This window comes from Streptomyces sp. NPDC045287 (genome assembly GCF_056432325.1).
In genome coordinates this window covers 327,392-353,081 of sequence record NZ_JBWKJG010000006.1, presented here as the reverse complement: position 1 = coordinate 353,081, position 25,690 = coordinate 327,392, and the positions used below count along the sequence as shown (strand labels likewise).

The window sequence follows — 25,690 nt, the reverse complement described above, 5'->3', positions numbered from 1 at the left end:
CAACCCACCCCCACCACCGGCTCACACCGTCACACCGGTTCCACCCACCAAACCAACCAGCAGGCGAACGAAAACAACCTAAATCACCGGTATTGGGTCTAAAGCGTGTTGCAGAAGGTTATGGCTGGGCAGGTCAGACCCGTTTTCGGGGCTGGTCTGCTCACGCGGCCATGGCGAGGTTGTGCATGTGGGCGATGGCTTGGACCGCGTGGTGGAGGCCGTTGCCGCGCTGGCGGCAGTCGCGGAGGATCTTGTAGTGCTTCATGCGGGCGAAGACGTGCTCGACGCGGGCCCGGACCCGGCGGTGCGGGATGACCAGGCCGGTGCCGCAGTAGCCGCCGGCGGCGGTCACCGTGGTGTGGCCGACGGTGTCCTTCGCGCCCGAGAACTCCCATGCCTTGCAGTCGTTGCGGTCACCGGGGACCGGCCGGTCGACGGTGGCGACGAGCCGGATGACGGTGTCGATGATGACCTGGTGGTTGGTGGAGTACCGGTAGTTCTTGGACTGCTCGGCGACTCGGTGGTCGCAGGTGGGGACCAGGGTGCCGTCCACGATCAGCGCGGTGTCCTTGCGGAACCGCCTGCGCTACTGGAGTACGAGCGCGGGCCCGAGGTGGTCGATGATGCGGTCCGCGCCTGACTTCGGCACTCCGAATAATGGAGCCAGCTGGCGCAGGGTGAGGTTCGTGAGCCGGTACGCGGCGACCAGCAGCACGCGGCCTTCCAACGGCAGGCTCCACGGTCGGCCCTTACGGACAGGATCTGCCCCCTCGCGCCGCAGCTTGGTGATGAGCTTGCTGAACTGCCGCGGGCTCAGCCCGGTGAAGGACGCTATCCAGGAGGGCTCCGACGCCGTGATCACACCAGCCACGACAAGATCATCTCACCCGTAACCAGGAGTTACGGGACAGCCCTCAGCGGAGGCGGTTCTTTTGGTCGAAAGTCCATTTAACAGGGACTTCACCACGGTGCCAGCTCAACTGACAAGCTCACGCGTCAGATTGGAAAGGGCTCACTGCTTTACGTCAAGAGTCGGACGCGGTTACGGAAACCCCTGGCACGAGGAGTTGACCAGTACATATGATGATGGTCGTTCGCCCGGCGGATCTTGACCACCCGCCATGGCGCGCGACATCGTCCGGCGGCCGGGACGCAGCCGTAACGGGGGAAGATAGACCGTTATGCCGAGTCGTCGACACCACAGGCTCGCTATCACGGCTGATGCGCGTTTTCGCTGTCTAGGGGAAAGCGGGCCTGTCCTCCGCGTGGCCTCCGCCTCATCTGAGGGGCACTCCCGGCCTGCTCCTCAACGAAGGGATGCCCTCTTGCGCCTCAGACCAGGATTGACCAAGGCCCGCTCACGAAAACCCTCTGCCCTCACTCCTGTCATCACGTCGGTGACGGCGTTCGCCCTGTTGAGTGGTCTTGCCGTCCAACAGGGTATGTTCCCCCAGGAAGTCGCCCCACGCGCCGAACCGGTCGGTGACTCCTATAACTGGTTCGAAGAGACCCCGACCGAGCAACTGCGGCAGGACCAGTGCCTGATGTCCGACGTGTTGCGGCTCGGCGGACCGGCCATGGCAGCCATCGCACAGGACGGACTTAACCAGTCGCAGGACAAGCTCCGTGTCCTTGCCGACCGTGAGTACTGGGAGAAGACACCGCTTGGCCAAGCCTACGAGCAAGACCGTGATGTGGCGTCCAGAGAGTCGATCGCTCTGAGCGCTCAACGTGAGAGGTGGAGGCAGCCCCTGGAGGGGCTGGAAACGCCCGGCGGGTTCAGTGAGACCGATTTTCACTGGCCTCCCGGGTCGCCGGGGGATGGTAAGGAAGATTTCCATTCCCAGACCGGCTTGAGCAAGTGGATAGCCGAGCGGTTCTGGAAGAGTGAAAGCGACTTCTACAAGGATTCAACACCAGAGTTCGACGAGAAAACACTCAAGGCCGTCGACGCTGTGGGGATACCACTGTATGGGACGGACCCGGATCCTTCAGCACCGGGGTGGGACCTCGCCCTCGCCGAGCGGGCCGCGTTCGAGGTGCTGCACGGGCCCGGTCGGATGCCGGCGGGAGCGGACGATGCCCGTATCTTCCTGGCTTCCGGAGGGTTTCCTCGTACGGCGCCGGAACGGGGGTCGGCTGAGTTCCGCATCGCCGTCGAGGACATCAAGACCCGGTTCGCATCGTGCGCATGGAGCGACCCGATCGACCCCAGCAAGGTGCTGGGTCCCATCACTGACACGGCTGCTACGGAGTGGCAACAGGAGATCGCCTCCCAGGCCAGTCAGCGCAACCAGATCCTGACAGCTAACAAGAATGCCATCACGGCGCTCACCGACGGTGCGAAGGCGCTGGGCGCGATGCTGGGGCGGTCGTGGGTCGCTGATCGACTGGTCCGCTGGCAGGACTACTGGTCTCCCGGCGGTATCGGGTGGATCGGTGAAAGCCCTTTGGTTCTCCAGGTACCTGCAGCGAACGGCAAGTGCCTCGATGTCGATAACGGCGGCAAGACGGACGGCACCCCGGTGCAGGTACATACCTGCACCGACACACTGGCGCAGAAGTGGCTGGTGGAGGGCGCCGGGCAAAGCCTTCACCTGCGCAACCTCAATTCCATGAAGTGCCTGGACGTACCGAGTGGGAAAGCCGACAACGGCACGAAGATCCAGATTTGGACCTGCAACGGCTCATCGGCACAGACGTGGGACTTCAATCTGCGTGCGACCACAGCTCTGAAGAACGTCGGGACCGGCAAGTGCCTGGACCTGAACAAGTTCGACAACGGCTATGACTCGTGGTTGTGGGAATGCAACGGCACTGCATCGCAGCAGTTCAAAGTCCAGCCGTCCGGTCATGAAGGTGCTGACGACCTCAACTACCCGACACAGGTGCAGTTTGACAAGGCGAGGAAAGGTGTTGCGGAGGCCCAGATGGAGGCCAAGGCCTTGCGCGCCATCCTGGGGATGCGAGTCGACACAGCGAGGGAGGCGGCGATCGTCTCCGACAACGCAGAGAAGGCTGCATACGCCATCGCGGACCAGAACGGTGCACCCCGCGGCCGAGGCCTGCTGGTCGGGCAGCAGAAGGCGCAGGTGACCAAGGGTGCCGTCGCGGCGCTGGAAGCGATAGCGAAGGCTGGCGAGACCGCCGCGGCCGCCACCCGTGCCTCTGCGGCTGACAGTCAGGCCATCGCCCAGCGTGCGCTGGTGCAAGCCGCGCAGTCGAAGGCGGAGTTTCGCAAGGCGGCGGCGCAGGCCGCCGAACTGCAGGCCGAGGCCGCAGCGGACTCGGCCATGGCCCATCGGGACAACGCCAAGAAGGACAGGGAAACAGCGGAGGCCAAGCTCGCCGTGGCTGTGAAGGCTGAAGCGGACGCCAAGGCGGCTGCCGCAGAGGCCCACGCGAGGCGGCTTGCCGCAGAGGCTGAGGAGAAAACAGCTCAGAAGGAGAAGGCGACCGCCGACGCCAAGCAGGCCGAGTCCGCTCAGCACAGGCAGACGGCTGAGAGCGAAGCGGTGAAGGCCAAGGATGCCCAGGGCAGGGCGGAATCCGTCGAGGCCACCGCCATCGAGAAGAAGAATGCCGCAGTCGCTGCCCGCGTCAAGGCCCGCGACCTTCGGGACGATGCATGGGACGCCGAGCAGAAGGCCAACGCCGCCCGCGCCAAGGCTGACGCCAAGGAATCGTACGCACAGGCCAGCGAGTCGTCCGTCAACGCCCAGGAAGCTCGGGCTGCCGCGGATGCCGCCGACCGGCACGCCACTGACGCCGAGACGGCTGCGGGGAACGCCCGTACCGCTGCGGACGCTGCGACCAAGGCGGCCGCCGACGCGGACGCCGCCGCCACTCGTGCCGAGGCGGCCGCCAAGCGGGCCCGCGCCGACGCGGACGCCGCCCAGGCGGCGAAACTGAAAGCCGATGCTGCGGTCAGGACCGCGACGAGCGCTGCGGCCGATGCGATCGTGGCCGCACAGCACGCGGCCTCGCAGGCAAAGAGCGCGGTCAAACTGGCCGCCGAGGCAGAAACGGAAGCCAAGGACGCCAAGGCCCATGCGGATGCCGCACACGCGGAGGCCCGTAAGGCCCTGGACGCCTCAGCGAAGGCAGCGGGCTTCGCCCACGTCACCTCCCAAGCTGCCGTCGACGCAGGGAAGGCCGCCACTCAGGTAGCCAAGCCGGCCAACGACGCGATCCAACTCGGCTCTCCGTACGCCACCACGGACTCGGCCGCAGGGCTTGTCATTCTCACAGGTCAGGCGTCCAAGTCGATCGCCGAGCAGCAAAAGGCCGTCGCCGACGCCCATGCCAAGAACGCGCAGGAGGAGGCCGCTCTCGCCAAAAGCCTGGCCGAGACGGCCCAGGCGGATGCGAAGGCCGCCTACCAGCACGCCGCAAACGCTGCCGCACACGCCGCCCGAGCCCGCACGTACGCCAAGGAAGCGCTCGGCTACGCGGCTGATGCCGCCACCGCCGCCTCCAAGGCGGCAGCTTCACTGGCCCGCACAGCCGGATACGGCCAACAGGCCACAGCGGACGCGGCAGCTGCGGACGACGCAGCCAACGGTGCCGAAGGCCACGCGGCGGCTGCCCGTGATGCGGCTGAGGCAGCTGCCCTCGACGCTCAAGCAGCCCGCGCAGCCGCAGCAACGGTGGAACAAGCAGCCAAGGACGCCCGCGCTGCGGCGACCCGAGCGGCCACCGCAGCCACCGAAGCCGAGGAAGCGGCAAAGGACGCGCAGAGGTACGCCGAAGAGGCGCAGGCGGCCGCCGAGGCGGCCGAGCGGAAGCAAGCTAACCAGCAAGTTTCGACCGGTGCCGGCACCGGAATCGGTGGCACGTTCTACGTTGTCGACGAGGACAGCATCGAGGTAATCGACGCTAAGCAGCAGAACGACTGCGTCATCGAGGTCGGCTTCGAAGGATGCACCGTCACTTTCGCGGTGACGTTCAACGCCACGGTCGACTTCTTCTTGTGCGCTAACCCTGACGTGCCTGCAACCTCTTCCGGCTGCCCGGCCGAGGACACCGTGTTGCTCGGCACGGAAACCTTCACGGGCTTGACCAAAGACACCACTCGATACTTCAGCAAGCTGGACCTGATCAAACAGACGGTCGTCTACCAGCTCCTGAAAGCAGTTTTGGTCCAAGACTTCGTCGACTGCTGGCGCGGCAGCATCAGCGGGTGCGCCTGGGCTGCGAGCAACTTCATCCCCGGCAAGGCATTCGCCAAGGTGACCGAGGCGATCCGCGCCCTGGACGCCGCGATGCACACCGGCATCGGGGTCCGCGACGCGTTCAACGCCTTGAAGACCCTCGATCTGGACCCCGCGACTCTCGCCACGATCCAGGGCACGGTCAACGCGTACGAGGACGTGGTGACGGCCTGCAAGGTCAACAGTTTCCCGGGGGAAACCCGGGTGCTGATGGCAGATGGCTCCCACAAGGCAATCCGCGACGTCCGCATCGGGGACCAGCTGCTCGCCTCGGACTCCGGAAAGGGGAAATCGTCTGCGCAGCCGGTGACGGACACCTTCCGTCACCCGACCTGGCGGCTCGTGGACATCACCCTGGCCGATGGGCGCCTGAGCAGCACGGCGGGCCATCTGTTCCACGTGGAGGGGCAGGGCTGGACGCGGGTGTCCGAGCTACGCATCGGTGACCGGCTGCGGACACCTGACGGCACCCTCCACGCCGTGACTGGTCTCCACGACCGCGATGACCTGCCGCCGCGCGAGGTGTTCGACCTGACCGTCGATGGCCCGCACACCTTCTACGTGCAAGTCGAGGGTGTCCGCCCGCTCGACGTCCTCGTTCACAACTGCACCAATATCATCGCCGATGAGGGCATTGAGGGGGCTCACACGCTGACCGACCATGTCCGCCCCGATGACCAGGCGATGGCTGCGAAGGCGAACAAGGACGGCGTCGCCACGCGATGGCTCGACGAGGCGACTGCCGCGCGTGCCGTCGATGAGGCCATGCGGCAGTGGATCAAGCAACCGAAGAACGCCAAGGCCCTGGATGCTTGGATGACCCGGCAGGGCAAGCTCAGGGGGAGTGGCGTCGCCTTCGATCCGAGGGAGGACTTGAAGGAGATCCGCTGGACCCTCCAGAACGAGGGCTCACTCGGTTACAGGTGGGTCAAAGGCGGTCCGCAGAAGGAATCCGTTGGAAATTCCGTCATCATTCAGCTGAAGTACGTGAAGAAATCGGCCCATCATGCGAGAGGGTACGTCGTCTATACCTCGTACCCTACAAGCTGACGCGATGGAGAGGACCGAGGTGAGTAGCGACGAGCAAAACGAGTACTTTGAGGACATTTACGTCGAGGATCTCGGATTGACATGGCTCGCTTCGAAGTGGAGCATTCCCGGGGCGCTCTCGTCCGAGGATGCGGAGCGTTTCCTCCCTGACGCAGGGGTGATTTCGTTCTGGAGCAGTCTCGCTGAGATCGCAGTGGAGGAGTTCGATCGATCCAGGGCGCAGCAGCTCGGGCAAGATATCCGTCGCTTGTTGGATTCGCCTCTGCCGAACGAGACAATCCACACCGCGTGGCTCGGCGCCACCCACGGATGCTTTGATCCGGCCGAGGACGGCCTCGACGCTCGTGCTTTCCTGCAGGTATTGGAGCGGGCTTGGCTTGCTCGGGTCCGGCGGGACGACCCCGCATTCATCCCGCCGCCACCACTCCCCGTGGTGGACGAGGAAGCGTGTGCGGTTGTCCTGCAGGCCATCCGTCTAGTCGCGGAAGACCTGAACTGCGCGGCCGCCGGAGCCTCTTACGGTGTTGTGCCGACAGGCCTCGTCTCCGCGCTGGAGCAGATCGTTATCCATGCCTGCGCAGACCTTGGCTACCGGATGTTTCTGAGTTCACTGAAGGCGTACTTCGTGGAGATCGACAAGCGAGGCTACAAAACCCTTCAGGCGCTCGGAGAGCGATTCAACTATCCGGAGTTCTTGGTGGGGAACAACCTTAACCACCAGGAATGATTTAGCGAAATCATCTGCCCTCCTCAACGCGGTCGGCAGGGTCTTCACCGGCAGACATTGGGATATGCGGCCCGCGCTCACGATAGTGGCGCGGGCCGTTGCTGCTTTGCCTAAATCCGCGCTACCGCGTCGCAGCCGTCGTCGCCCTCGGATGCGGACTGAGCCAGGGGGAGGTCTTCGGCCTTTCTCCGTAGGACGTCGACTTCGAGCGCGGTCTCATACGCGTATGCCGGCAGGTCCAACTGCTCGGAGGACGGTTACACTTCGCGCTGCCCAAGGGCGGGAAGACCCGCACCGTCGACATGCCCCGCTCGGTCGCCGCCGAGCTGGCCGCCTCCTTCCTCCAGTACCCGGCCGTCGAAATTGAGCTGCCGTGGGGAGGCCCGGAGCCAGAGTGGGAGAAGCAGACGTTCCCGCTCGTCCTGACCACGACGTACGGCAACGCGATCCGCGCCAACCTTTTCAACGATCAGGTATGGAAGCCCGCCCTCGCCAAGGCCGGCGTCATCCCCGTGCGGGAGAAGGGGAAGCGCTGGAAGGCGTCCCGCAAGGACGGCTTCCACGTCCTCCGGCACACCTACGCCTCGGTCGTCCTCGAAGCCGGCGAATCCGTGGTCACCCTCGCCCGATGGCTCGGCCACTCCAGTCCGACCATCACCCTCGACCACTACGCCCACTTCATGCCCGAAGCCGGCGGCAAGGGACGCGCGGCCCTCGACGCGCTCCTCGACGTGGTCCCCGAGTACGTCCCGGAGAACCTCACCACCGAATGACGTACGGGTGGCACAGCACACGCTGGGCCACCCGTTCGCCGTACGAGGGCTTCACGAGAACAGGCAGCGATCGGCGCTGCCTGGCCCTGCACTCTCAGTGACGGACACGGCGGCGACACGCATGCCGCCACGTCGCAGCAGAGCCATGGAAGAGCAGGTGAGGGACCGTGTCGCCCGCTCCCCAGCGCCGCGCATTCTCCCCAGATTCTCCCCAGGGCCCCGAAAAAGCCCTTCCAGAACATTCGCTATTGCGAAATTAACCGGCATGTTCGCGGCGCCGTCTACAGCCAGTCGCGCCGCTTGAAGACCACGTACAGGCTGACGCACACTGCCGCCATCAGCAGGATCGCGAACGGGTAGCCGCCCGCCCAGTGCAGCTCCGGCATGTGGTCGAAGTTCATGCCGTAGACCGTTCCCACCAACGTGGGTGCAAACAAAATGGCGGCCCACGAGGAGATCTTCTTGATCTCCTCGTTCTGTTCGAAGCCGGCTTCCGCCAGGGCGCGCATCTCCGCGTTCTGCTGCTGGGTGACCAGGGTCGCGTTGACCGTGAGGATCTCCGTCAGGGCCTGGCGGAAGCCGTCGACGCGTTCGCTGATGTGGGTCACGTGGTCGGCGACGTCGCGGAGGTAGCGCTGGAGTTCCTCGTCCGTGCCGTACTTGGTGAAGCCCGCCATCAGGTTGTGCAGCATGCCGACCAGGGGGCGGGTGGCGCGCTGGAACTCGACCATCTCGCGGGACAGTTCGTAGATGCGGCGGGACACCGCCGGGTCGCCGCGGAACACCTCGGTCTCGATCTCGTCGATGTCGTTCTGCACGCCCGCCACGACCGGGGCGTACCCGTCGACCACCGCGTCCAGGATCGCGTACAGCACCGCCTCCGGGCCCAGGGCCAGCAGGTCCGGGGTGTCCTCCATGCGGCGGCGGACCGCCGAGAGGTCCGGGGCGGGGCCGTGCCGGACGGTGATGAGGAAGTCGGGGCCGACGAAGACGTGCAACTCGCCGAAGTCGACCTCCTCCTGCGCGTCCATGTAGCGGGCGGCGCGCAGGACGACGAACAGCGTGTCGCCGTACCGCTCCAGCTTCGGCCGCTGGTGGGCCTCCAGGGCGTCCTCGACGGCCAGTTCGTGGAGGTCGAACTCCGCGGCGAGCGACAGCAGTTCCTCCGCGGACGGCCGGTGCAGGCCGATCCACGCCATGCCGTCCGGCTCCTCGCGCAGCCGGCGGAACGTGTCGGAGAGGGACGCCGGGGACGACACCTTGCGGCCGTCCCGGTACAGGGACGCCGCGACGACGCTGCTCCCGGTCTCGCGGGCGGCCGCCGTCGGGGAGGAGGGGTGCGGCGGGACCGGCTCCTGGCCACGGCGCCGGCTGTGCTTCCTGGAGGGCAGGCTCATCTTCCGGTACTCACCTCCTGCGTGCGGGCCCGTGTGCTGCCGTGGAGCGTGCCGTACGTGCCTCCGCGCACACCCCGTGCAGGATATACGCCCTGGTTTGCCCCGGCATGGCCGGGCTCTTGCGGTCGTGCGGACAGGAGGTGTCCGCACGGCTCGGCAGCGTGCCGCCACGGCGTCGACGGCGCCACCCGTGCGCTCCGCCCGCACCCTCGACCGCGCCGTCCGCGCCCGGCGGCTCCTCCTCCGGCGTGCTCCGACGGGCGCGGAGGGGACCGCGTGCACGCTCGGCGTCCTGGGCGGCGGCGCCCCGTACGGCGTCCGGTTCGGCGCCTTCGCCGGGTGGCCCGGCCCTACGGGAGGAGCCCCGCCCGCCGGGCCGCCACCACCGCCTCCAGCCGGGTGTGCGCGTCCAGCTTGCGCATCGCCGACCGCAGGTACCCCTTCACCGTCTCGGGCCGCACTCCCAGGCGCCGGGCCGCGTCGGCGTTGGTCGCGCCCGCCGCCACCGCCGCCAGCACGTCCACCTCCCGGGGCGCCAGCCCCACCCTCGGCGCGCCCGGACCCGTGGCACCCGGACCCGAAGCCCCCCGACCCGAGGCCCTCGGATCCGAAACGCCCGGGCCCGAGGCGCCCGCCGCCGTGCCGGAAGCGCCCGCCGACGCGAGCCGCCCGCACACCGCCAGCAGCTCGGCGCGCACCGCCGGGTCCGCGATGCGCGGCGCCAGCGCGCGCAGCTCCCCGTGCGCCTCCCGCACGGCCTCCCACGCCGCCGCGCCGCGGGCCGCCGCCGCGCCCGCACCGGGCACGGGCACCGGCACCGGGGCCGCGAGGCGCCGCACCTCGTCCCGTACCGCCAGCGCCTGCTCCATGTCCCGCGCCGCCGCCACCGCCGCGTCCAGCACCCGGTCGCCCAGCGGCTGCGGGGTGCGCAGCGCCCCGTACAGCACCGCCCGCACCCGGCGGCGCACCACCACCGGCACGGCCAGCACCGACCGCAGGCCCTCGGCGGCGACCGGCTCGTCGTACTCGTGGCTGATGTGCCGCGCCACCGGGTAGTCCGTCACCGCGCACGGCCGGGCCAGCGCCATCGACCGGCCGCCCAGACCGCTCCCGGGGCTGATCGCCAGCCCGCGCAGCACGTCGGACGACGCGCCCGACAGCTCCTCGATCCGCAGCGGCGCCCGGGGCCGCTCGTCGAGCAGCCCGCCGAACGCCACGGGAAGCCCCGTGGCCCGGCGCATCCGGAGCAGCGCCGTCCGCAGTTCGGCCGTGTCACTCCGCCGTTCGCCCACGCGTACCGCTCCCGCCCGCCGCTTCACCCCCGTACGGGGGTAGTGAGACCTGGGTCACTGATTACACGATGGCGCGGACGGGTCCCGCAACGAGGAGGACACAGATGTCGGGTAGCGGCGCGACCGAGCAGTTCCGGGCCGCCCGGGACTTCCTGCTACGGCACCGGGAGGACTACGAGGCGGCGTACGCGGGGTTCGCCTGGCCCCGCCCCGCCCGGTTCAACTGGGCGCTGGACTGGTTCGACGCGATCGCGGACGGCAACCACCGGACGGCGCTGCACATCGTCGAGGAGGACGGCGCCGAGACGCGGCTGTCCTTCGCGGAGATGTCCGCCCGCTCCGCCCGCGTCGCCAACTGGCTGCGCGACGCGCACGGCGTACGGGCCGGGGACCGGATCGTCGTGATGCTCGGCAACCAGGCGGAGCTGTGGGAGACCGCTCTCGCCGCGATGAAGCTCCGTGCCGTCGTCATCCCCGCCACGCCGCTCCTGGGCCCGGCCGACCTGCGGGACCGGGTCGAGCGCGGCCGGGCCCGCCACGTGATCGTCCGCGCCGCCGACACGGTGAAGTTCGACGACGTACCGGGGGAGTACACCCGCATCGCCGTCGGCGCCCCGGTGGGGTGCGCCCCGGGCGGGGCGGCGGGCGGCTGGGCGCCGTACGAGGAGGCGTACACGGCCGACCCCGCCTTCGTCCCGGACGGCCCCACCGACGCCTCCGACCCCCTGATGCTGTACTTCACCTCCGGCACCACCGCCCGCCCCAAACTCGTCGAGCACACCCACACCTCGTACCCCGTGGGTCATCTGGCGACGATGTACTGGATCGGCCTGCGCCCCGGCGACGTGCACCTCAACATCTCCTCGCCCGGCTGGGCGAAGCACGCCTGGTCCAACCTCTTCGCCCCCTGGAACGCCGAGGCGACCGTCTTCATCCACCACTACACGCGCTTCGACGCCGCCCGCCTCATGGCGGAGATGGACCGGCACGGCGTCACCAGCTTCTGCGCGCCGCCGACCGTCTGGCGGATGCTCATCCAGGCCGACCTGACCGCGCTGCGCACCCCGCCCCGCGAGGTCGTCGCGGCCGGCGAGCCGCTGAACCCGGAGGTCATCGCGGCCGTGCGGCGCGCCTGGGGCGTCACCGTCCGGGACGGCTTCGGGCAGACGGAGACGGCCGTGCAGATCGCCAACAGCCCCGGCCAGCCGCTGAAGCCGGGCTCCATGGGACGGCCCAGCCCCGGCTTCCGCGTCGAACTGCTCGACCCGGTGACGGGGGAGCCCGGCGCCGACGAGGGCGAGATCGCCCTGGACCTGTCGGACGCCCCCGTCGGGGTGATGGCCGGCTACCACGGCGACCCGGAGCGCACCGCCGGGGCCATGGCGGGCGGGTACTACCGCACCGGCGACATCGGCGCCCGCGACGCCGACGGGTACCTCACCTACGTGGGCCGCCGCGACGACGTCTTCAAGAGCTCCGACTACAAGATCTCCCCCTTCGAGCTGGAGAGCGCCCTCCTCGAACACGAGGCCGTCGCCGAGGCCGCCGTCGTGCCCGCGCCCGACCCGGTGCGGCTGGCCGTGCCGAAGGCGTACGTCGTCCTCGCCGCGGGCTGGGAGCCGGGACCCGACACCGCGAAGGCGCTGTTCGCGCACGCCCGGGCGGTCCTCGCCCCGTACAAGAGGATCCGGCGCATCGAGTTCGCCGAGCTGCCCAAGACCGTCTCCGGCAAGATCCGCCGCATCGAGCTGCGCGAGCGCACGGCGGAGGGCTCGGCCGACGAGTACCGCGAGGAGGACTTCCGGTGACCCGCGCGAAGCAGCTCTCGTACGCGCACGGCACGGGCGGCACACCGCTCCTCGGCGACACGATCGGCGCCAACCTGGCGCGCGCCGTCGAACGGTTCCCCGACCGGGAGGCGCTCGTCGACGTGGCGTCCGGGCGCCGCTGGACGTACGCCGGGTTCGGCGCCGCCGTCGACGAACTGGCGCGGGCGCTCCTCGCGTCGGGCGTGGAGCGGGGCGACCGGGTCGGCATCTGGGCGGTCAACTGCCCGGAGTGGGTCCTCGTCCAGTACGCCACCGCCCGCGTCGGCGCGATCATGGTGAACATCAACCCGGCCTACCGCGCCCACGAACTCGCCTACGTCCTCGACCAGGCCGGCGTCAGCCTGCTCGTCGCGTCCCTCGCCCACAAGGCGAGCGACTACCGCGCGCTGGTCGAAGAGGTGCGCGCCCGGTGCCCGGCGCTGCGCGAGACCGTGTACATCGGCGACGCGAGCTGGGACGCGCTGGTCGCCCGCGCCACCCCGGAGCTCTCGGCGGACCTGGCCGCCCGCGAGGCGCTGCTGTCCTGCGACGACCCGGTCAACATCCAGTACACCTCCGGCACGACCGGCTTCCCCAAGGGCGCCACCCTCTCCCACCACAACATCCTCAACAACGGCTTCTCCGTGGGGGAGACGCTCGCCTACACCGAGCGGGACCGGATCTGCCTGCCCGTGCCGTTCTACCACTGCTTCGGCATGGTCATGGGCAACCTGGCGGCCACCTCCCACGGGGCGTGCGTCGTCATCCCCGCGCCCTCCTTCGACCCGGCCGCCACCCTGCGCGCCGTCCAGCAGGAGCGCTGCACCTCCCTGTACGGCGTGCCGACGATGTTCATCGCCGAACTGAACCTGCCGGACTTCGCCGCCCACGACCTCTCCTCCCTGCGCACCGGGATCATGGCCGGGTCGCCGTGCCCGGTGGAGGTGATGAAGCGGGTCGTCGCCGAGATGAACATGGCGGAGGTGTCCATCTGCTACGGCATGACGGAGACCTCGCCCGTCTCCACGCAGACCCGCCGCGACGACGACCTGGAGCGCCGCACCGGCACGGTCGGCCGCGCCCTGCCGCACGTCGAGGTCAAGGTCGTCGACCCGGTGAGCGGGGTGACCCTGCCGCGCGGCGAGGCGGGCGAGCTGCACACCCGCGGGTACGGGGTGATGCTCGGCTACTGGAACGACCCGGAGAGGACCGCCGAGGTGATCGACGCGGCCCGCTGGATGCGCACCGGCGACCTGGCGGTGATGCGCGAGGACGGGTACGTGCGGATCGTCGGCCGGATCAAGGACATGATCATCCGGGGCGGGGAGAACGTCTACCCGAGGGAGATCGAGGAGTTCCTGTACGGCCACCCCAAGATCGCCGACGTGCAGGTGGTGGGCGTGCCCGACGAGCGGTACGGGGAGGAGGTCCTCGCCTGCGTGGTCCCGCGCGACCCGGCCGACCCGCCGACGTACGAGGAGATCGCCGCGTACTGCCGCGACCGGCTGGCGCACTACAAGGTCCCGCGCCGGGTGGAGGTCCTGGATGCCTTCCCGATGACGGTGAGCGGCAAGGTGCGCAAGGTCGAACTGCGGGAGCGGTACGGGCGCCCCGACTGATCCTCCGGCGCCCCGGGGCCCGTCGGCGCCGGGGCGCCGCGGACGGCCGCGCGCCCGGGGTCCCGGAGGAGCGGCGGGCGCGCGGTACCGGCGGGTGCGTACGCGAACCGCTCACGCCCCGCGCGCGAGGAGGTCGTCGGCGGGGGTGTTCACGGGCTGCGGGGTGCCGGTGAGGTCCATGACGAACAGCGGAAGGCCGACGCCGTCCGCGCGGGCGCGGGAGGTCTCCTCGTACCCGGCGAGCGAGAAGTACACGGCGGCCGACGACGAGGCGAGCCCCTCCAGCCACAGGCACTCGACGGCGCGCAGCGGTACGGGCCGGGTCGTCGGGTCGACCTGGGCGACCAGCCCGGGGCCGCGCAGTTCGACGGCCGGGGTCACGGACGAGCGGCGCTCCTCGGGCTGCACCACCTCCCGGAAGCCCAGCCAGCGCAGGTAGAGCGCGGCGGCGGTCACCACGTCGCGGGCGGTGCGGATGGTGACGGGGTTGAAGGAGGGGCGGGCGGCGGCGGGCGGCTGGGAGGCGTCCCGCACGGTGGAGACGCCCGTGGTGGAGGAGGTGGCGTCGGTGCCCCGGGGGGTGCCCGGTCCCGCGGGGCCGTCCGGCGCGCCCGCGGGGCCCGCGGCTTTGGCGCCCGTTCCGGCCGGACCGCCCGGCGCGGGCGGGCGGGGCGGCGACGCGGCCGCCGTCACCGGGCGGACCGGCACGCGCAGCACCGTGCCGCACGGGCAGCCCAGCTCCGGCTGCGGCCACTGGTCCTGGCGCCCGCACGCCCCGCACCGCACCGTCACCCACTCGTCCGTCCAGGTGCGGTGCGTGATCGGCTCGGCGGGGGCGCCGCGCATCAGGGGAGGGACGACGGGCGCTCCGCACGCGCACGGGTAGACGGGCGGCACGTACATGTGCGCACGGCGGCAGGCCGGGCAGCGCACCGGCACGTTCTCTCCCACGGCGATCGCCCCCTTCGTTCCGCCGCCCATCGTCCACCAAGGGCGGACGGATGGGGAGGGCATTCGGCCATCCCTTGACGGGTTCCGGCACACCCGCCTACATTGCTTCCGTATAACAGAAAGAGACTTCCGTATAGCGGAAATTCCATACGGATCGATGCTCTCAGGTGGCGCGACAGAGCCGGATCCGCCAGGCCGAAGCAGGAGCACCCATGCCTCGAATGACCGCCGCCCGAGCGGCAGTGGAGATCCTCAAGCGCGAAGGCGTCACCCACGCGTTCGGCGTGCCGGGCGCGGCGATCAACCCGTTCTACAAGGCCCTCAAGGAGGGGGGCGGCATCGACCACACCCTCGCCCGCCACGTCGAGGGCGCCTCGCACATGGCCGAGGGCTACACCCGTACGCACCCGGGCAACATCGGCGTCTGCATCGGCACGTCGGGCCCGGCCGGCACCGACATGATCACCGGCCTGTACTCGGCCATCGGTGACTCGATCCCGATCCTCTGCATCACCGGCCAGGCGCCGACCCACGTGATCCACAAGGAGGACTTCCAGGCGGTCGACATCGCGTCGATCGCCAAGCCGGTCACCAAGGCGGCCACCACCGTCCTGGAGGCCGCCCAGGTCCCCGGCGTCTTCCAGCAGGCGTTCCACCTGATGCGCTCCGGCCGTCCCGGCCCGGTCCTCATCGACCTGCCCATCGACGTCCAGCTCACCGAGATCGACTTCGACCCGGAGACGTACGAGCCGCTGCCCGTCTACAAGCCGGCCGCGACCCGCGCCCAGATCGAGAAGGCGCTCTCCTTCCTGCTGGAGTCCGAGCGCCCGCTCATCGTCGCCGGCGGCGGCGTCATCGGCGCCGACGCCTCCGGCCTGCTGGCCGAGTTCGCCGAGCTGACCGGCACCCCGGTGATCCCCACCCTGATGGGCTGGGGCGTCATCCCCGACGACCACGAGCTGAACGCCGGCATGGTCGGCGTCCAGACCTCGCACCGCTACGGCAACGCGAACTTCCTGGAGTCCGACTTCGTCCTCGGCATCGGCAACCGCTGGGCCAACCGGCACACCGGCTACAAGCTGGACGTGTACACGAAGGGCCGGAAGTTCGTCCACGTCGACATCGAGCCCACCCAGATCGGCAAGATCTTCGCCCCGGACTACGGCATCGCCTCGGACGCCAAGGCGGCCCTGGAGCTGTTCGTCGAGGTCGCGCGGGAACTGAAGGCCGCCGGCCGGCTCCCGGACCGCTCCGCCTGGATCGCCTCCACGCAGGAGCGCAAGGCCACGCTGCTGCGCCGGACGCACTTCGACGACGTGCCCATGAAGCCGCAGCGCGTGTACGAGGAGATGAACCGGGCGTTCGGGCCCGAGACCCGGTACGTCACCACCATCGGCCTCTCACAGATCGCGGGCGCGCAGATGCTGCACGTCTACAAGCCGCGCCACTGGATCAACTGCGGCCAGGCCGGCCCGCTCGGCTGGACCATCCCGGCCGCGCTCGGCGTCGCCAAGGCCGACCCGGAGGCACAGGTCGTGGCCCTCTCCGGCGACTACGACTTCCAGTTCATGATCGAGGAGCTGGCGGTCGGCGCGCAGCACCGCATCCCGTACGTCCACGTCCTGGTGAACAACTCGTACCTGGGCCTGATCCGCCAGGCGCAGGCCGGCCTGGACATCAACTTCCAGGTCAACCTGGAGTTCGAGAACATCAACTCCCCCGAGCTCGGCGTCTACGGCGTCGACCACGTGAAGGTGGCCGAGGGCCTCGGCTGCAAGGCCATCCGCGTCACCGAGCCCGACCAGCTGCTGCCGGCCTTCGAGGAGGCCAAGAAGCTGGCCGCCGAGCACCGGGTGCCGGTCGTCGTCGAGGCGATCCTGGAGCGGGTCACGAACATCTCGATGAGCCGCACCATGGACATCAGCGACATCACGGAGTGGGAGGAGCTCGCGACCGAGCCCGCCCACGCCCCGACGGCCGTCCGCCCGCTCTCCTGACCCGCCCGCGGGAGGGCCTGACCCGCCCGCGGGGGAGCCGAGAAGGCCCCCGCCCCGGACATTCCGGGGCGGGGGCCGTTTTTCGTGCCATGGCCGCGCGAAGGCGGGGTAGCCGTATCGCATGAGTGAGATCGTGGACGCGGACGAACTCCTCCGCCGGCTGCGGGCCGCCCGCGACTGGGCCAGGGTGGAGGAGGAGAACGCCGCCGACGAGACGACGGCGACGGCCTACCGGGCGGTGCGCACGGTCCTCGACAGACTGGTGGACCCCACTCGCCGGACCGACCACTGACCCCCTCCCCGGCCCGCCGCCGGGGTCACCCCTCCTCCGGCGGCGGGCCCCACGCGGCCGGGCCGGACCAGCCCGGACCGGCGCCACCGGCCTCCGGCACCGGCACGGTCAGCGCGCGTGCCGGCGCCGGGGACCGCCGGACCGGCACGGTCGACGCGCGTGCCGGCGCCAACGGCCGCCGGTGGACATGCGAAAGGGCGCGGAGCCGGGACCGTACGATCGGCTCCGCGCCCTGGCTCTCGCGGTGGACGCGACAGGGGGAACGGCGAGTGGAAACCGTCCGACGGCGCGAGGCTGGCGCGACAGGGCGTTCGCGCCGCCGGACGGGGCTCATGGGGCGGGAGGTTCGGGGGACCGCGGCGGTGACGCGGAGCCTCCGGGACCCTCCTTCAGGTCAGGAAGGCGAACCGGGGCTCCTTCACCACCGCACTGGCGCGCACACCGCCGCGGTCCTCGCTGTCCGTACCCGCGACCACCCCTCATCCGGGTCGCGGTCCGGACCGCGCACGGCGACGGACCTCCCGTCGGCCGCCGTGCGCAGCTTCACGCCCCTCAGTCCTCGCGCAGGGCGCGGACCGCCTCCTCGACGCGCCGGCCGTACTCCGGGTCGGCGGCGTGGAAGTGGGCGAGGTTCTTCTCGATGACGTCCTCGCGGGAGACCTGCGACAGGCTGCCCGCGATGTTCGCGACGAGCCGGCCCTTCTCCTCCTCCGTCATCAGCCGGTACAACTCGCCGGCCTGGAAGAAGTCGTCGTCCTTGACGTGCGCCGGGGCCGGGTGGGTGCCCGTGTGGCCGCTGACGGCGAGGGCGGCCGACAGGGCCTGGTCGGTCTGGGACGGGCCGCCGTACGAGTTGGGCTCGTAGTTCTTGTCGTGGCGCGAGCCGTTGCGGGTGGCCATGAGGCCGTCCCGGCCGTAGTTGTCGGCGACGGTCGCCCTGGGCGCGTTCACCGGGAGCTGCGTGTGGTTGACGCCGAGGCGGTAGCGGTGGGCGTCCGCGTAGGCGAAGAGGCGGCCCTGGAGCATCTTGTCCGGGGACGGGCCGATGCCGGGCACGAAGTTGTTCGGGGAGAACGCCGCCTGCTCGACCTCGGCGAAGATGTTCTCCGGGTTGCGGTCGAGGACCATCCGGCCGACGCGGCGCAGCGGGTAGTCGGCGTGCGGCCACACCTTCGTCAGGTCGAACGGGTTGAAGCGGTAGTCGGCCGCCTCCGCCGCCGGCATGATCTGCACGTACAGCGTCCACGAGGGGTGCACCCCGCGCTCGATCGCCTGGAGCAGGTCCGTCTGGTGGGAGGTGGCGTCGGTGCCGGCGACCTCGGCGGCCTGCTCGGCGGAGAGGCAGCGGATGCCCTGGTTCGTCTTGAAGTGGTACTTGATGAAGAAGGCCTCGCCCTCGGCGTTCGTCCACAGGTAGGTGTGCGAGCCGAAGCCGTCCATGTGGCGGTACGACGCGGGGATGCCGCGGTCGCCGAACAGCCAGGTGACCTGGTGGGTGGCCTCGGGGGAGTGGGCCCAGAAGTCCCAGACGTTGTCCGGCTCCTGCTTGCCCGTGAACGGGTCGCGCTTCTGCGAGTGGATGAAGTCGGGGAACTTGATCGGGTCCTTGATGAAGAACACCGGGGTGTTGTTGCCGACGAGGTCGTAGTTGCCCTCCTCGGTGTAGAACTTCAGCGCGAAGCCGCGGGGGTCGCGCACCGCGTCGGCGCCGCCGAGCGAGTCGGCCACCGTCGAGAACCGCGCGAACAGCTCGGTCCGCTTGCCGACCTCGGAGAGGAAGGCCGCCTTCGTGTACGCGGTGACGTCGTCGGTCACCTCGAAGTGGCCGTACGCGCCGGAGCCGCGGGCGTGCACCACGCGCTCCGGGATGCGCTCCCGGTTGAAGCGGGCGAGCTTCTCGATCAGGTGCTGGTCCTGGATGAGCAGCGGCCCGCCGATGCCGGCGGTGGCGGAGTTCTGGTTGTCGGCGACCGGTGCGCCGGACTCGGTCGTAAGCACGCGCTTCTCCATCGTGACCTGGTGACCTTCCGTACGGGGAGCTGCTGGCGGTGCTCAGGAGCGTAGGTACGCCCCGAGGTGGCGTCAACAGTTTGTTGAAATTGGAGAAAGGGGTTCCGGACGGCGCCGGCGCCTGGGCGCGACAGGACAGGTTGTCAGCGCCGGCGCCGCCGGAAGTCTGGGCCGGCCCGGGGCGGGTCAGGAGCGCAAGCCCCGGGCCGGGGGCGCGAGGGCGGGTGAGGGGGCGTCAGACCTGCTGGCCGGAGAGGCGCTCCACGGCGCGCAGCAGCGCCGAGTGGTCCAGGCCGCCGTCGCCCTGCGCGCGCAGGGACGCGACCAGTTGGGCGACCACGGCGCCGACGGGCAGGGCGGCGCCGACCGCGCGGGCCGCGTCGGTCACGATGCCCATGTCCTTGTGGTGCAGGTCGATCCGGAAGCCCGGGGCGAAGTCGCGGTGGAGGAAGTTGTCCTTCTTGCGGGTCAGCACGGTGGAGCCGGCCAGACCGCCGTTGAGGACGTCCAGGGCCGCCTTGAGGTCCACGCCGGACTTCTCCAGGAAGACCACGGCCTCGGCGCACGCCTGGATGTTGACGGCGACGATCAGTTGGTTGGCGGCCTTCACCGTCTGGCCGGAGCCGTGCGGGCCGCACAGGACGATGGTCTTGCCGAGTGCCTGGAAGATCGGCAGCGCGCTGTCGAAGTCGGCCTGCTCGCCGCCGACCATGATGGACAGCACGGCCTCGATGGCGCCGGCCTCGCCGCCGGACACGGGGGCGTCCAGGACGCGGATGCCCTTGGCCGCGGCGGCCTTCGCGAGGTCGACCGAGGTCCGCGGGGTGATCGACGACATGTCGATCAGCAGCGCGCCCTCCTTCGCGTTCTCCAGGATGCCGTCGGGGCCGTACGCGATCGCCTCGACCTGCGGGGACGCCGGGACCATCGTGATGACGACGTCCGCGTCGCGGACCGCGTCGGCGAGGGACGCGGCGGCGGTGCCACCGGCCCGGGCGAGCCGGTCCAGCTTCTCCTGCTCCAGCGTGTAGCCGGTGACCTGGTATCCGGCCTTCAGCAGGTTCTCGGACATGGGGGAGCCCATGATGCCGAGCCCGATCCACGCGATCTTCGGGAGGGTGCTCATGTCGGTCCTCTTTCGGAAGCTCGTACGTAAGGTCAGTCGGCGGCGCGCAGTTCCCGGGGGAGCCAGTCGAAGCCGTCCGCGCCGGGGCGGTCGCCGGCCTTGTACTCCAGGCCGACCCAGCCGTCGTAGCCGCGGTCGCGGAGCCGCAGCAGCAGCGCGGAGAGGTCGAGGTCGCCGGTGCCGGGCGCGCCGCGGCCCGGGTTGTCGGCGATCTGGACGTGACCGGTCTTCGCGGCGTACGCGTCGATCACCGCCTCCAGGTCCTCGCCGTTCATCGACAGGTGGTACAGGTCCAGCAGGAACGCGGCGTTGCCCAGGCCGGTGGCCTCGTTGACCCGGTCGACGACCTCGACCGCGGCCGGGGCGCTCACCAGCGGGTAGCGGGGCGACTCGGGCTCGTTGAGGGCCTCGACCAGCAGGGTCGCGCCGATCCGGTCGGCGGCCCGGGCGGCGAGGACCAGGTTCTCCAGGGCCAGCGCGTCCTGGGCGGCAGGGTCGACGCCGTCGACGCGGTTGCCGTAGAGGGCGTTCAGCGCGGTGCAGCCGACGGAGGCGGCGAAATCGGCGGCCACGTCGATGTTGGCGCGGAAGCGGTCCGACTCCTCACCGGGGACGGACAGGGCGCCGCGGTCCGGGCCGGGGAGCTGCCCGGCGTAGAAGTTCAGCCCCACCAGCCGCGTCCCGGCGTCCTCCAGCGCCTTCTTGAGCGCGTCGAGCTCGCTCTGCGGCGGCGTGGGCGCCTCGGGCCAGGGCCACCACAGCTCCACCGCGGTGAAGCCCGCCGCGGCGGCGGCCGCGGGGCGCTCCAGCAGCGGGAGCTCGGTGAAGAGGATCGACAGGTTCACATCGAAGCGCTGGGCCTTGCCTGCGTCTTCTGAAAAGCGGGCCATGAGGCGGCGCTCCTTCCGTATTGCGGAAGTTCATTTCTGCGTGATGGAAGACTGCAAGTGGAGTGCCCACCTTGTCAAGAGCCACCCGCCGGACGGGCGCCCGCCGCGGCGGCGTTACGGTGAGGTCATGGAGCGATTGAGGGTCGAGTTCACGACCGAACCGTTCGACCTCGACGAGGCGCCGGCCCACGCGGTCGTGGCCCGCGAGGTCATCCAGGGCGCCGAGTTGGACGCCGTCGACGTGGGACCGTTCGGCAACACCGCGGAGGGGCGCGCCGACGCCGTGCTCGCCGCCGTGGACGCCCTGCTGCGCCGCGCGCTGGAGGCCGGCGCGACCCGGGTCTCCCTCCAGGTGAACGTCATCGGGGACAGTCGGTGACCGCGTCGGGAGACCACCCCCTGGTCGCGGCGGTGAAACCGCTCGTGGACGCGATGGGCGGGCGGATGCTCCCGCCCGGCGAGGCGGGGCCCGACGACGTGGTGCTCGCCTGGGAGGGCGAGGACGTGCTCGCCGTACGGCTGCCACAGCTCGCCGACTCCCTGGAGCACATCCTCGCCGCCCTGGAAAGACGGCACGGAATGCCGCTGGCCGAACTCGACCGCAAGAGCAAACAGGAGATCGTCCGCGGCCTTGAGGCACGCGGTGCCTTCTCCGTGCGCCACGGGGTGGAAACCGTGGCCGGCGCCCTCGGCGTCAGCCGGTTCACCGTGTACAACTACCTGAACAGGGAGAACGCCGCCAAGGGCAAGTAGAACCCCAGCCGTCGTCCGGGTGACCGGGCGGCGGCTTTCGCGTCACCGACTTTTCAACAAAGTGTTGACGCCGTGTTGCCGCAGGGCGTTAGCTATCCGCAGCCCGTCCGACGACAGCGAAAAACAGCCACGGAGGCTCCCCGTGACTTCGAGTACTTCGACACCGGGCCTCACCCGGTTCAACACCTCGGCGGACAGCGACGCGCTCGCCGCCCTGCACGAGGTGTGCGCCAGCTCGGCATGGGGGAGCAAGCTGCTCGCCCAACGCCCGTACGCCACCGCCGAAGCCCTCCTCCTCGCCAGCGACGCCGCCACGGCCGAGCTCTCCGCCGAGGACCTGGCCGAGGCCATGGCAGGGCACCCGCCGATCGGCCGCCCGAAGCCCGGGGACCCCACGTCCGCCCGCGAACAGCGGGGCATGGCCGGGGCCTCCGAGGAGCTCAGGGCCGAGATGCTCGAACTGAACCTGGCCTACCAGGAGAAGTTCGGGCACGTCTTCCTCATCTGCGCCACCGGCCGCACCGGCGAGCAGATGCGCGACGCGCTCCGCGAGCGGATCGCGAACACGCCCGAGCGTGAACGCGGGATCGTCCGCGCCGAATTGGGAAAGATCAACCGTATCAGGCTGACCCGTCTAGTGGAGGAAGACCCCGCATGAGCACCGACACGACCGCATCGGTGTCCACGCACATCCTGGACACCAGCGCCGGCCGCCCCGCCGAGGGCGTGGCCGTCTCCCTCGCGGCCCGCGCGGGCCGCGACGCGGAGTGGGTGGTGCTCGGCGCTTCCGCGACCGACGCGGACGGGCGGTGCAAGGACCTGCCGGCGCCGCCGGAAGGAACGACCCACGTACGCCTCGACTTCGAGACCGGGGCGTACTTCGCCAACAAGCAAGCCGAGGCACAGCAGGACGCCCCCGCGACACGGGACAGCGGCGTGTTCTTCCCCGAGGTGGCGATCACCTTCGCCGTCGTACCGGGCGAGCATTACCACGTTCCGCTGCTGCTCAACCCGTTCGGCTACTCCGTTTACCGAGGGAGCTAGCAGCCACATGCCCACGATTCTCGGCCAGAACCAGTACGGGAAAGCAGAGAACCGCGTCGTAAGGATCACGCGGGACGGCGCGACCCACCACATCAAGGACCTCAACGTCTCCGTCGCCCTCTCCGGCGACATGGAGGACGTGCACTACTCCGGCTCGAACGCCCACGTCCTCCCGACGGACACCACCAAGAACACGGTGTACGCGTTCGCCAAGGAGTACGGCATAGACTCCGCCGAGCAGTTCGGCATCCACCTCGCCCGGCACTTCGTCACCAGCCAGGAGCCCATCCACCGGGCCCGGATCCGGATCGAGGAGTACGCCTGGGAGCGCATCGCCACGTCCGACGCCAACTCCAGGTTCATCGGCGCCGACGAGGTCAAGCACTCCTTCGTCCGCAAGGGCCAGGAGACCCGCCTCACCGAGATCACTTACGACGGCGAGAACTGGCAGGTCATCTCCGGCCTCAAGGACCTCGTCGTCATGAACTCCACCAACTCGGAGTTCTGGGGCTACGTCAAGGACCGGTACACCACCCTCCAGGAGGCGTACGACCGCATCCTGGCCACGCAGGTCTCCGCCCGCTGGCGGTTCAACTGGACCGACGACGAGCAGCGGATGCCCCACTGGGAGAGGTCCTACGAGCAGGTGCGCAAGCACATGCTCCAGGCCTTCGCCGAGACGTACTCCCTGTCGCTGCAGCAGACGCTGTACCAGATGGGCGCGCGCATCATCAACAACCGCTCGGAAATCGACGAGGTGCGCTTCAGCCTCCCCAACAAGCACCACTTCCTCGTCGACCTGGAGCCGTTCGGCCTCAAGAACGACAACGAGGTCTACTTCGCGGCGGACCGCCCGTACGGCCTGATCGAGGCCACCGTCCTGCGGGACGGCGTGGAGCCCCGCATCCCGGTCGACCTGACCAACCTCTGACCCGGACCGGCCGTCCGACCCGCCCCGGCGGGCCGGGCCGGACGGCCGGACGGCCCCCCGACCTTCCCCCTCGGCACCCGCGGCCGGCAGACCGCGGCACTCAAATCTCCAGGGTCCTGCCGTGCCCACCCTCGCCATCCGACACCGGAAGGACGCACCATGGCACCTTCGGCAGCCCAGCGCACCGTGATCGAGAACTGCGCGATCGCCACCGTCGACGCCCAGGACACCGAGTACGCCTCGGGCCACGTCGTCATCGCGGACAACCGGATCGAGTCGGTCGGCGCGGGCCGGGCCCCCGAGGGCCTGGCGGACGTGGTCCGCCGCATCGACGGCACCGGCCACCTGGTGACGCCGGGCCTCGTCAACACCCACCACCACTTCTACCAGTGGATCACCCGCGGCCTGGCCACCGACCACAACCTCTTCGACTGGCTCGTCGCCCTCTACCCCACCTGGGCGCGGATCGACGAGCAGATGGTGCACGCGGCCGCCCAGGGCTCCCTGGCGATGATGGCCCGCGGCGGCGTCACCACCGCCATGGACCACCACTACGTCTTCCCCCGCGGCGCCGGCGACCTGTCCGGCGCGATCGTCAAGGCCGCCGCCGACATGGGCGTGCGCTTCACCCTCGCCCGCGGTTCCATGGACCGCAGCGTCAAGGACGGCGGCCTGCCCCCGGACTTCGCGGTCGAGACCCTCGACGGGGCGCTCGCCGCCACCGAGGAGACCGTCCGCACGCACCACGACGCCTCCTTCGACGCGATGACCCAGGTCGCCGTCGCCCCCTGCTCGCCCTTCTCCGTCTCCACCGAACTGCTCAGGCAGGGCGCGGAACTCGCCCGCCGGCTCGGGGTGCGCCTGCACACCCACGGCTCGGAGACCGTCGAGGAGGAGAAGTTCTGCTACGAACTGTTCGGCGTGGGCCCCACCGCGTACTTCGAGTCGACCGGCTGGCTCGGCGAGGACGTGTGGATGGCGCACTGCGTCCACATGAACGACTCCGACATCGAGGCGTTCGCCCGTACGAAGACGGGCGTGGCCCACTGCCCGTCGTCCAACGCCCGCCTCGCCGCCGGCATCGCCCGCGTCCCCGACATGCTGGCCGCCGGCGTCCCGGTCGGCCTCGGCGTCGACGGCACCGCGTCCAACGAGTCCGGCGAACTCCACACCGAACTGCGCAACGCCCTCCTCGTCAACCGGCTCGGCGCCCACCGCGAGGCCGCGCTGGGCGCCCGCCAGGCGCTCCGCCTCGGCACGTACGGCGGCGCCCAGGTCCTCGGCCGCGCCGACCAGATCGGCTCCCTGGAGGCCGGCAAGCTCGCCGACCTCGTGCTGTGGAAGCTGGACACCCTCGCCCACGCCTCCATCGCCGACCCCGTCACCGCACTGGTCTTCGGCGCGGCGGCCCCGGTCACCGCGTCGTTCGTCAACGGCCGGCAGATCGTCGAGGACAACCGGCTGCTGACCGCCGACGAGGACGCCATCGCGCGTTCCACCAGGGACGAGGCCCGGCGCCTCGCCCGCATCGCCGCCCAGGGCTGAGCCCGGGCGCGCACCACAGAAGTCCGGCCGGGGGGGACGGCCCCCGGCCGGTCGCCGCGGACCCCAGCGGGGCCCGCGGCAGCCGGACCGGGGGGTGCCGTACCGCAGAGGTACGCCGCCCCCCGGAACGGTACTGGTCGCCCGCACGCGCATGTACCGCCCCTCGCCTCACCTCCGTACCCCCCACCCCCACCCTCCGACCTCCCGGATCACCAGCAGCACCTCCCTGAAACCCGTGTCACCGCCGACGCGTCAACCGACCGGAGGAACCG

At 70.2% G+C, this 25,690-nt stretch carries 19 protein-coding genes and 1 pseudogene; 13 read left to right on the top strand and 7 right to left on the bottom strand.

Features of this window, described 5'->3' with window-relative positions:
* Positions 1-160: 160 nt before the first annotated feature.
* Positions 161-871, bottom strand: a pseudogene (locus tag AC07D6_RS13475) (transposase).
* 571 nt (positions 872-1,442) lie between these two features.
* Here AC07D6_RS13475 and AC07D6_RS13470 point away from each other — a divergent pair.
* The 3 genes from AC07D6_RS13470 to AC07D6_RS13460 all read left to right on the top strand — a co-directional run bounded on the left by AC07D6_RS13470 (position 1,443) and on the right by AC07D6_RS13460 (position 7,763).
* Positions 1,443-6,263: a ricin-type beta-trefoil lectin domain protein gene (locus AC07D6_RS13470; protein WP_479044049.1), complete on the top strand. Its 4,821-nt coding sequence runs from the start codon at positions 1,443-1,445 to the stop codon at positions 6,261-6,263.
* Between the two features lie 4 nt (positions 6,264-6,267).
* The gene (locus AC07D6_RS13465) at positions 6,268-6,990 is read left to right on the top strand and encodes a hypothetical protein (protein WP_479044023.1); all 723 of its coding nucleotides are present in this window, start codon (positions 6,268-6,270) and stop codon (positions 6,988-6,990) included.
* Between the two features lie 302 nt (positions 6,991-7,292).
* Positions 7,293-7,763 (top strand): site-specific integrase, encoded by a 471-nt coding sequence (locus AC07D6_RS13460; protein WP_479044021.1) that lies wholly within the window; start codon positions 7,293-7,295, stop codon positions 7,761-7,763.
* A gap of 281 nt (positions 7,764-8,044) precedes the next feature.
* Here AC07D6_RS13460 and AC07D6_RS13455 read toward each other — a convergent pair whose 3' ends face one another.
* Together AC07D6_RS13455 and AC07D6_RS13450 are read right to left on the bottom strand one after the other, a co-directional pair.
* Positions 8,045-9,160: a magnesium and cobalt transport protein CorA gene (locus tag AC07D6_RS13455; protein ID WP_315877867.1), complete on the bottom strand. Its 1,116-nt coding sequence runs from the start codon at positions 9,158-9,160 to the stop codon at positions 8,045-8,047.
* 350 nt (positions 9,161-9,510) lie between these two features.
* Complete coding sequence (locus tag AC07D6_RS13450; RefSeq protein WP_479044047.1) at positions 9,511-10,401, bottom strand: helix-turn-helix transcriptional regulator; 891 nt, start codon at positions 10,399-10,401, stop codon at positions 9,511-9,513.
* Between the two features lie 155 nt (positions 10,402-10,556).
* On the opposite strand from AC07D6_RS13450, the gene AC07D6_RS13445 reads away from it, so the two are divergent.
* Together AC07D6_RS13445 and AC07D6_RS13440 are read left to right on the top strand one after the other, a co-directional pair.
* Positions 10,557-12,260, top strand: a complete 1,704-nt coding sequence (locus AC07D6_RS13445) for an AMP-binding protein (protein ID WP_479044017.1) — start codon at positions 10,557-10,559, stop codon at positions 12,258-12,260.
* Positions 12,257-13,879 carry an AMP-binding protein gene (locus AC07D6_RS13440; RefSeq protein ID WP_479044014.1) on the top strand — a complete coding sequence of 541 codons (1,623 nt, stop codon included), beginning with the start codon at positions 12,257-12,259 and terminating at the stop codon, positions 13,877-13,879. Before AC07D6_RS13445 ends, AC07D6_RS13440 begins: the two co-directional genes overlap by 4 nt.
* A gap of 111 nt (positions 13,880-13,990) precedes the next feature.
* Here the strand turns inward: AC07D6_RS13440 and AC07D6_RS13435 are convergent, their stop codons facing one another.
* Entirely contained in the window at positions 13,991-14,860 is an 870-nt protein-coding gene (locus AC07D6_RS13435; protein WP_479044044.1) for a hypothetical protein, read from the bottom strand.
* A gap of 182 nt (positions 14,861-15,042) precedes the next feature.
* Between AC07D6_RS13435 and gcl the strand changes: the two genes are divergently transcribed.
* Both gcl and AC07D6_RS13425 read left to right on the top strand, forming a co-directional pair.
* Positions 15,043-16,827 (top strand): glyoxylate carboligase, encoded by a 1,785-nt coding sequence (gene gcl / locus AC07D6_RS13430; RefSeq protein ID WP_315877863.1) that lies wholly within the window; start codon positions 15,043-15,045, stop codon positions 16,825-16,827.
* A 121-nt stretch (positions 16,828-16,948) separates the two neighbouring features.
* Positions 16,949-17,119: a hypothetical protein gene (locus tag AC07D6_RS13425; RefSeq protein ID WP_479044012.1), complete on the top strand. Its 171-nt coding sequence runs from the start codon at positions 16,949-16,951 to the stop codon at positions 17,117-17,119.
* 552 nt (positions 17,120-17,671) lie between these two features.
* Here AC07D6_RS13425 and AC07D6_RS13420 read toward each other — a convergent pair.
* The 3 genes from AC07D6_RS13420 to AC07D6_RS13410 form a co-directional block, all read right to left on the bottom strand.
* On the bottom strand, positions 17,672-19,129 hold the full coding sequence (locus tag AC07D6_RS13420; protein ID WP_479044009.1) for a catalase: 1,458 nt from the start codon (positions 19,127-19,129) through the stop codon (positions 17,672-17,674).
* A gap of 235 nt (positions 19,130-19,364) precedes the next feature.
* A complete protein-coding gene (locus tag AC07D6_RS13415) occupies positions 19,365-20,255 on the bottom strand; it encodes a 2-hydroxy-3-oxopropionate reductase (protein WP_479044006.1) in 891 nt (296 codons plus the stop codon).
* Between the two features lie 32 nt (positions 20,256-20,287).
* On the bottom strand, positions 20,288-21,145 hold the full coding sequence (locus AC07D6_RS13410; RefSeq protein WP_479044003.1) for a TIM barrel protein: 858 nt from the start codon (positions 21,143-21,145) through the stop codon (positions 20,288-20,290).
* A gap of 127 nt (positions 21,146-21,272) precedes the next feature.
* Here AC07D6_RS13410 and AC07D6_RS13405 point away from each other — a divergent pair, with 127 nt between their 5' ends.
* The 6 genes from AC07D6_RS13405 (at position 21,273) to AC07D6_RS13380 (ending at position 25,418) form a co-directional block, all read left to right on the top strand.
* The gene (locus AC07D6_RS13405) at positions 21,273-21,524 is read left to right on the top strand and encodes a hypothetical protein (RefSeq protein WP_315877858.1); all 252 of its coding nucleotides are present in this window, start codon (positions 21,273-21,275) and stop codon (positions 21,522-21,524) included.
* Entirely contained in the window at positions 21,521-21,898 is a 378-nt protein-coding gene (locus AC07D6_RS13400) for a helix-turn-helix domain-containing protein (protein WP_479043999.1), read from the top strand. Before AC07D6_RS13405 ends, AC07D6_RS13400 begins: the two co-directional genes overlap by 4 nt.
* 142 nt (positions 21,899-22,040) lie before the next feature.
* Positions 22,041-22,556 (top strand): 2-oxo-4-hydroxy-4-carboxy-5-ureidoimidazoline decarboxylase, encoded by a 516-nt coding sequence (gene uraD, locus AC07D6_RS13395; RefSeq protein WP_315877856.1) that lies wholly within the window; start codon positions 22,041-22,043, stop codon positions 22,554-22,556.
* Entirely contained in the window at positions 22,553-22,942 is a 390-nt protein-coding gene (gene uraH, locus AC07D6_RS13390) for a hydroxyisourate hydrolase (protein WP_315877855.1), read from the top strand. The genes uraD and uraH overlap by 4 nt, the downstream gene beginning before the upstream one ends.
* 7 nt (positions 22,943-22,949) lie before the next feature.
* Complete coding sequence (pucL, locus tag AC07D6_RS13385; RefSeq protein ID WP_315877854.1) at positions 22,950-23,873, top strand: factor-independent urate hydroxylase; 924 nt, start codon at positions 22,950-22,952, stop codon at positions 23,871-23,873.
* 159 nt (positions 23,874-24,032) lie between these two features.
* A complete protein-coding gene (locus AC07D6_RS13380; RefSeq protein WP_315877853.1) occupies positions 24,033-25,418 on the top strand; it encodes an 8-oxoguanine deaminase in 1,386 nt (461 codons plus the stop codon).
* Positions 25,419-25,690 lie beyond the last annotated feature (272 nt).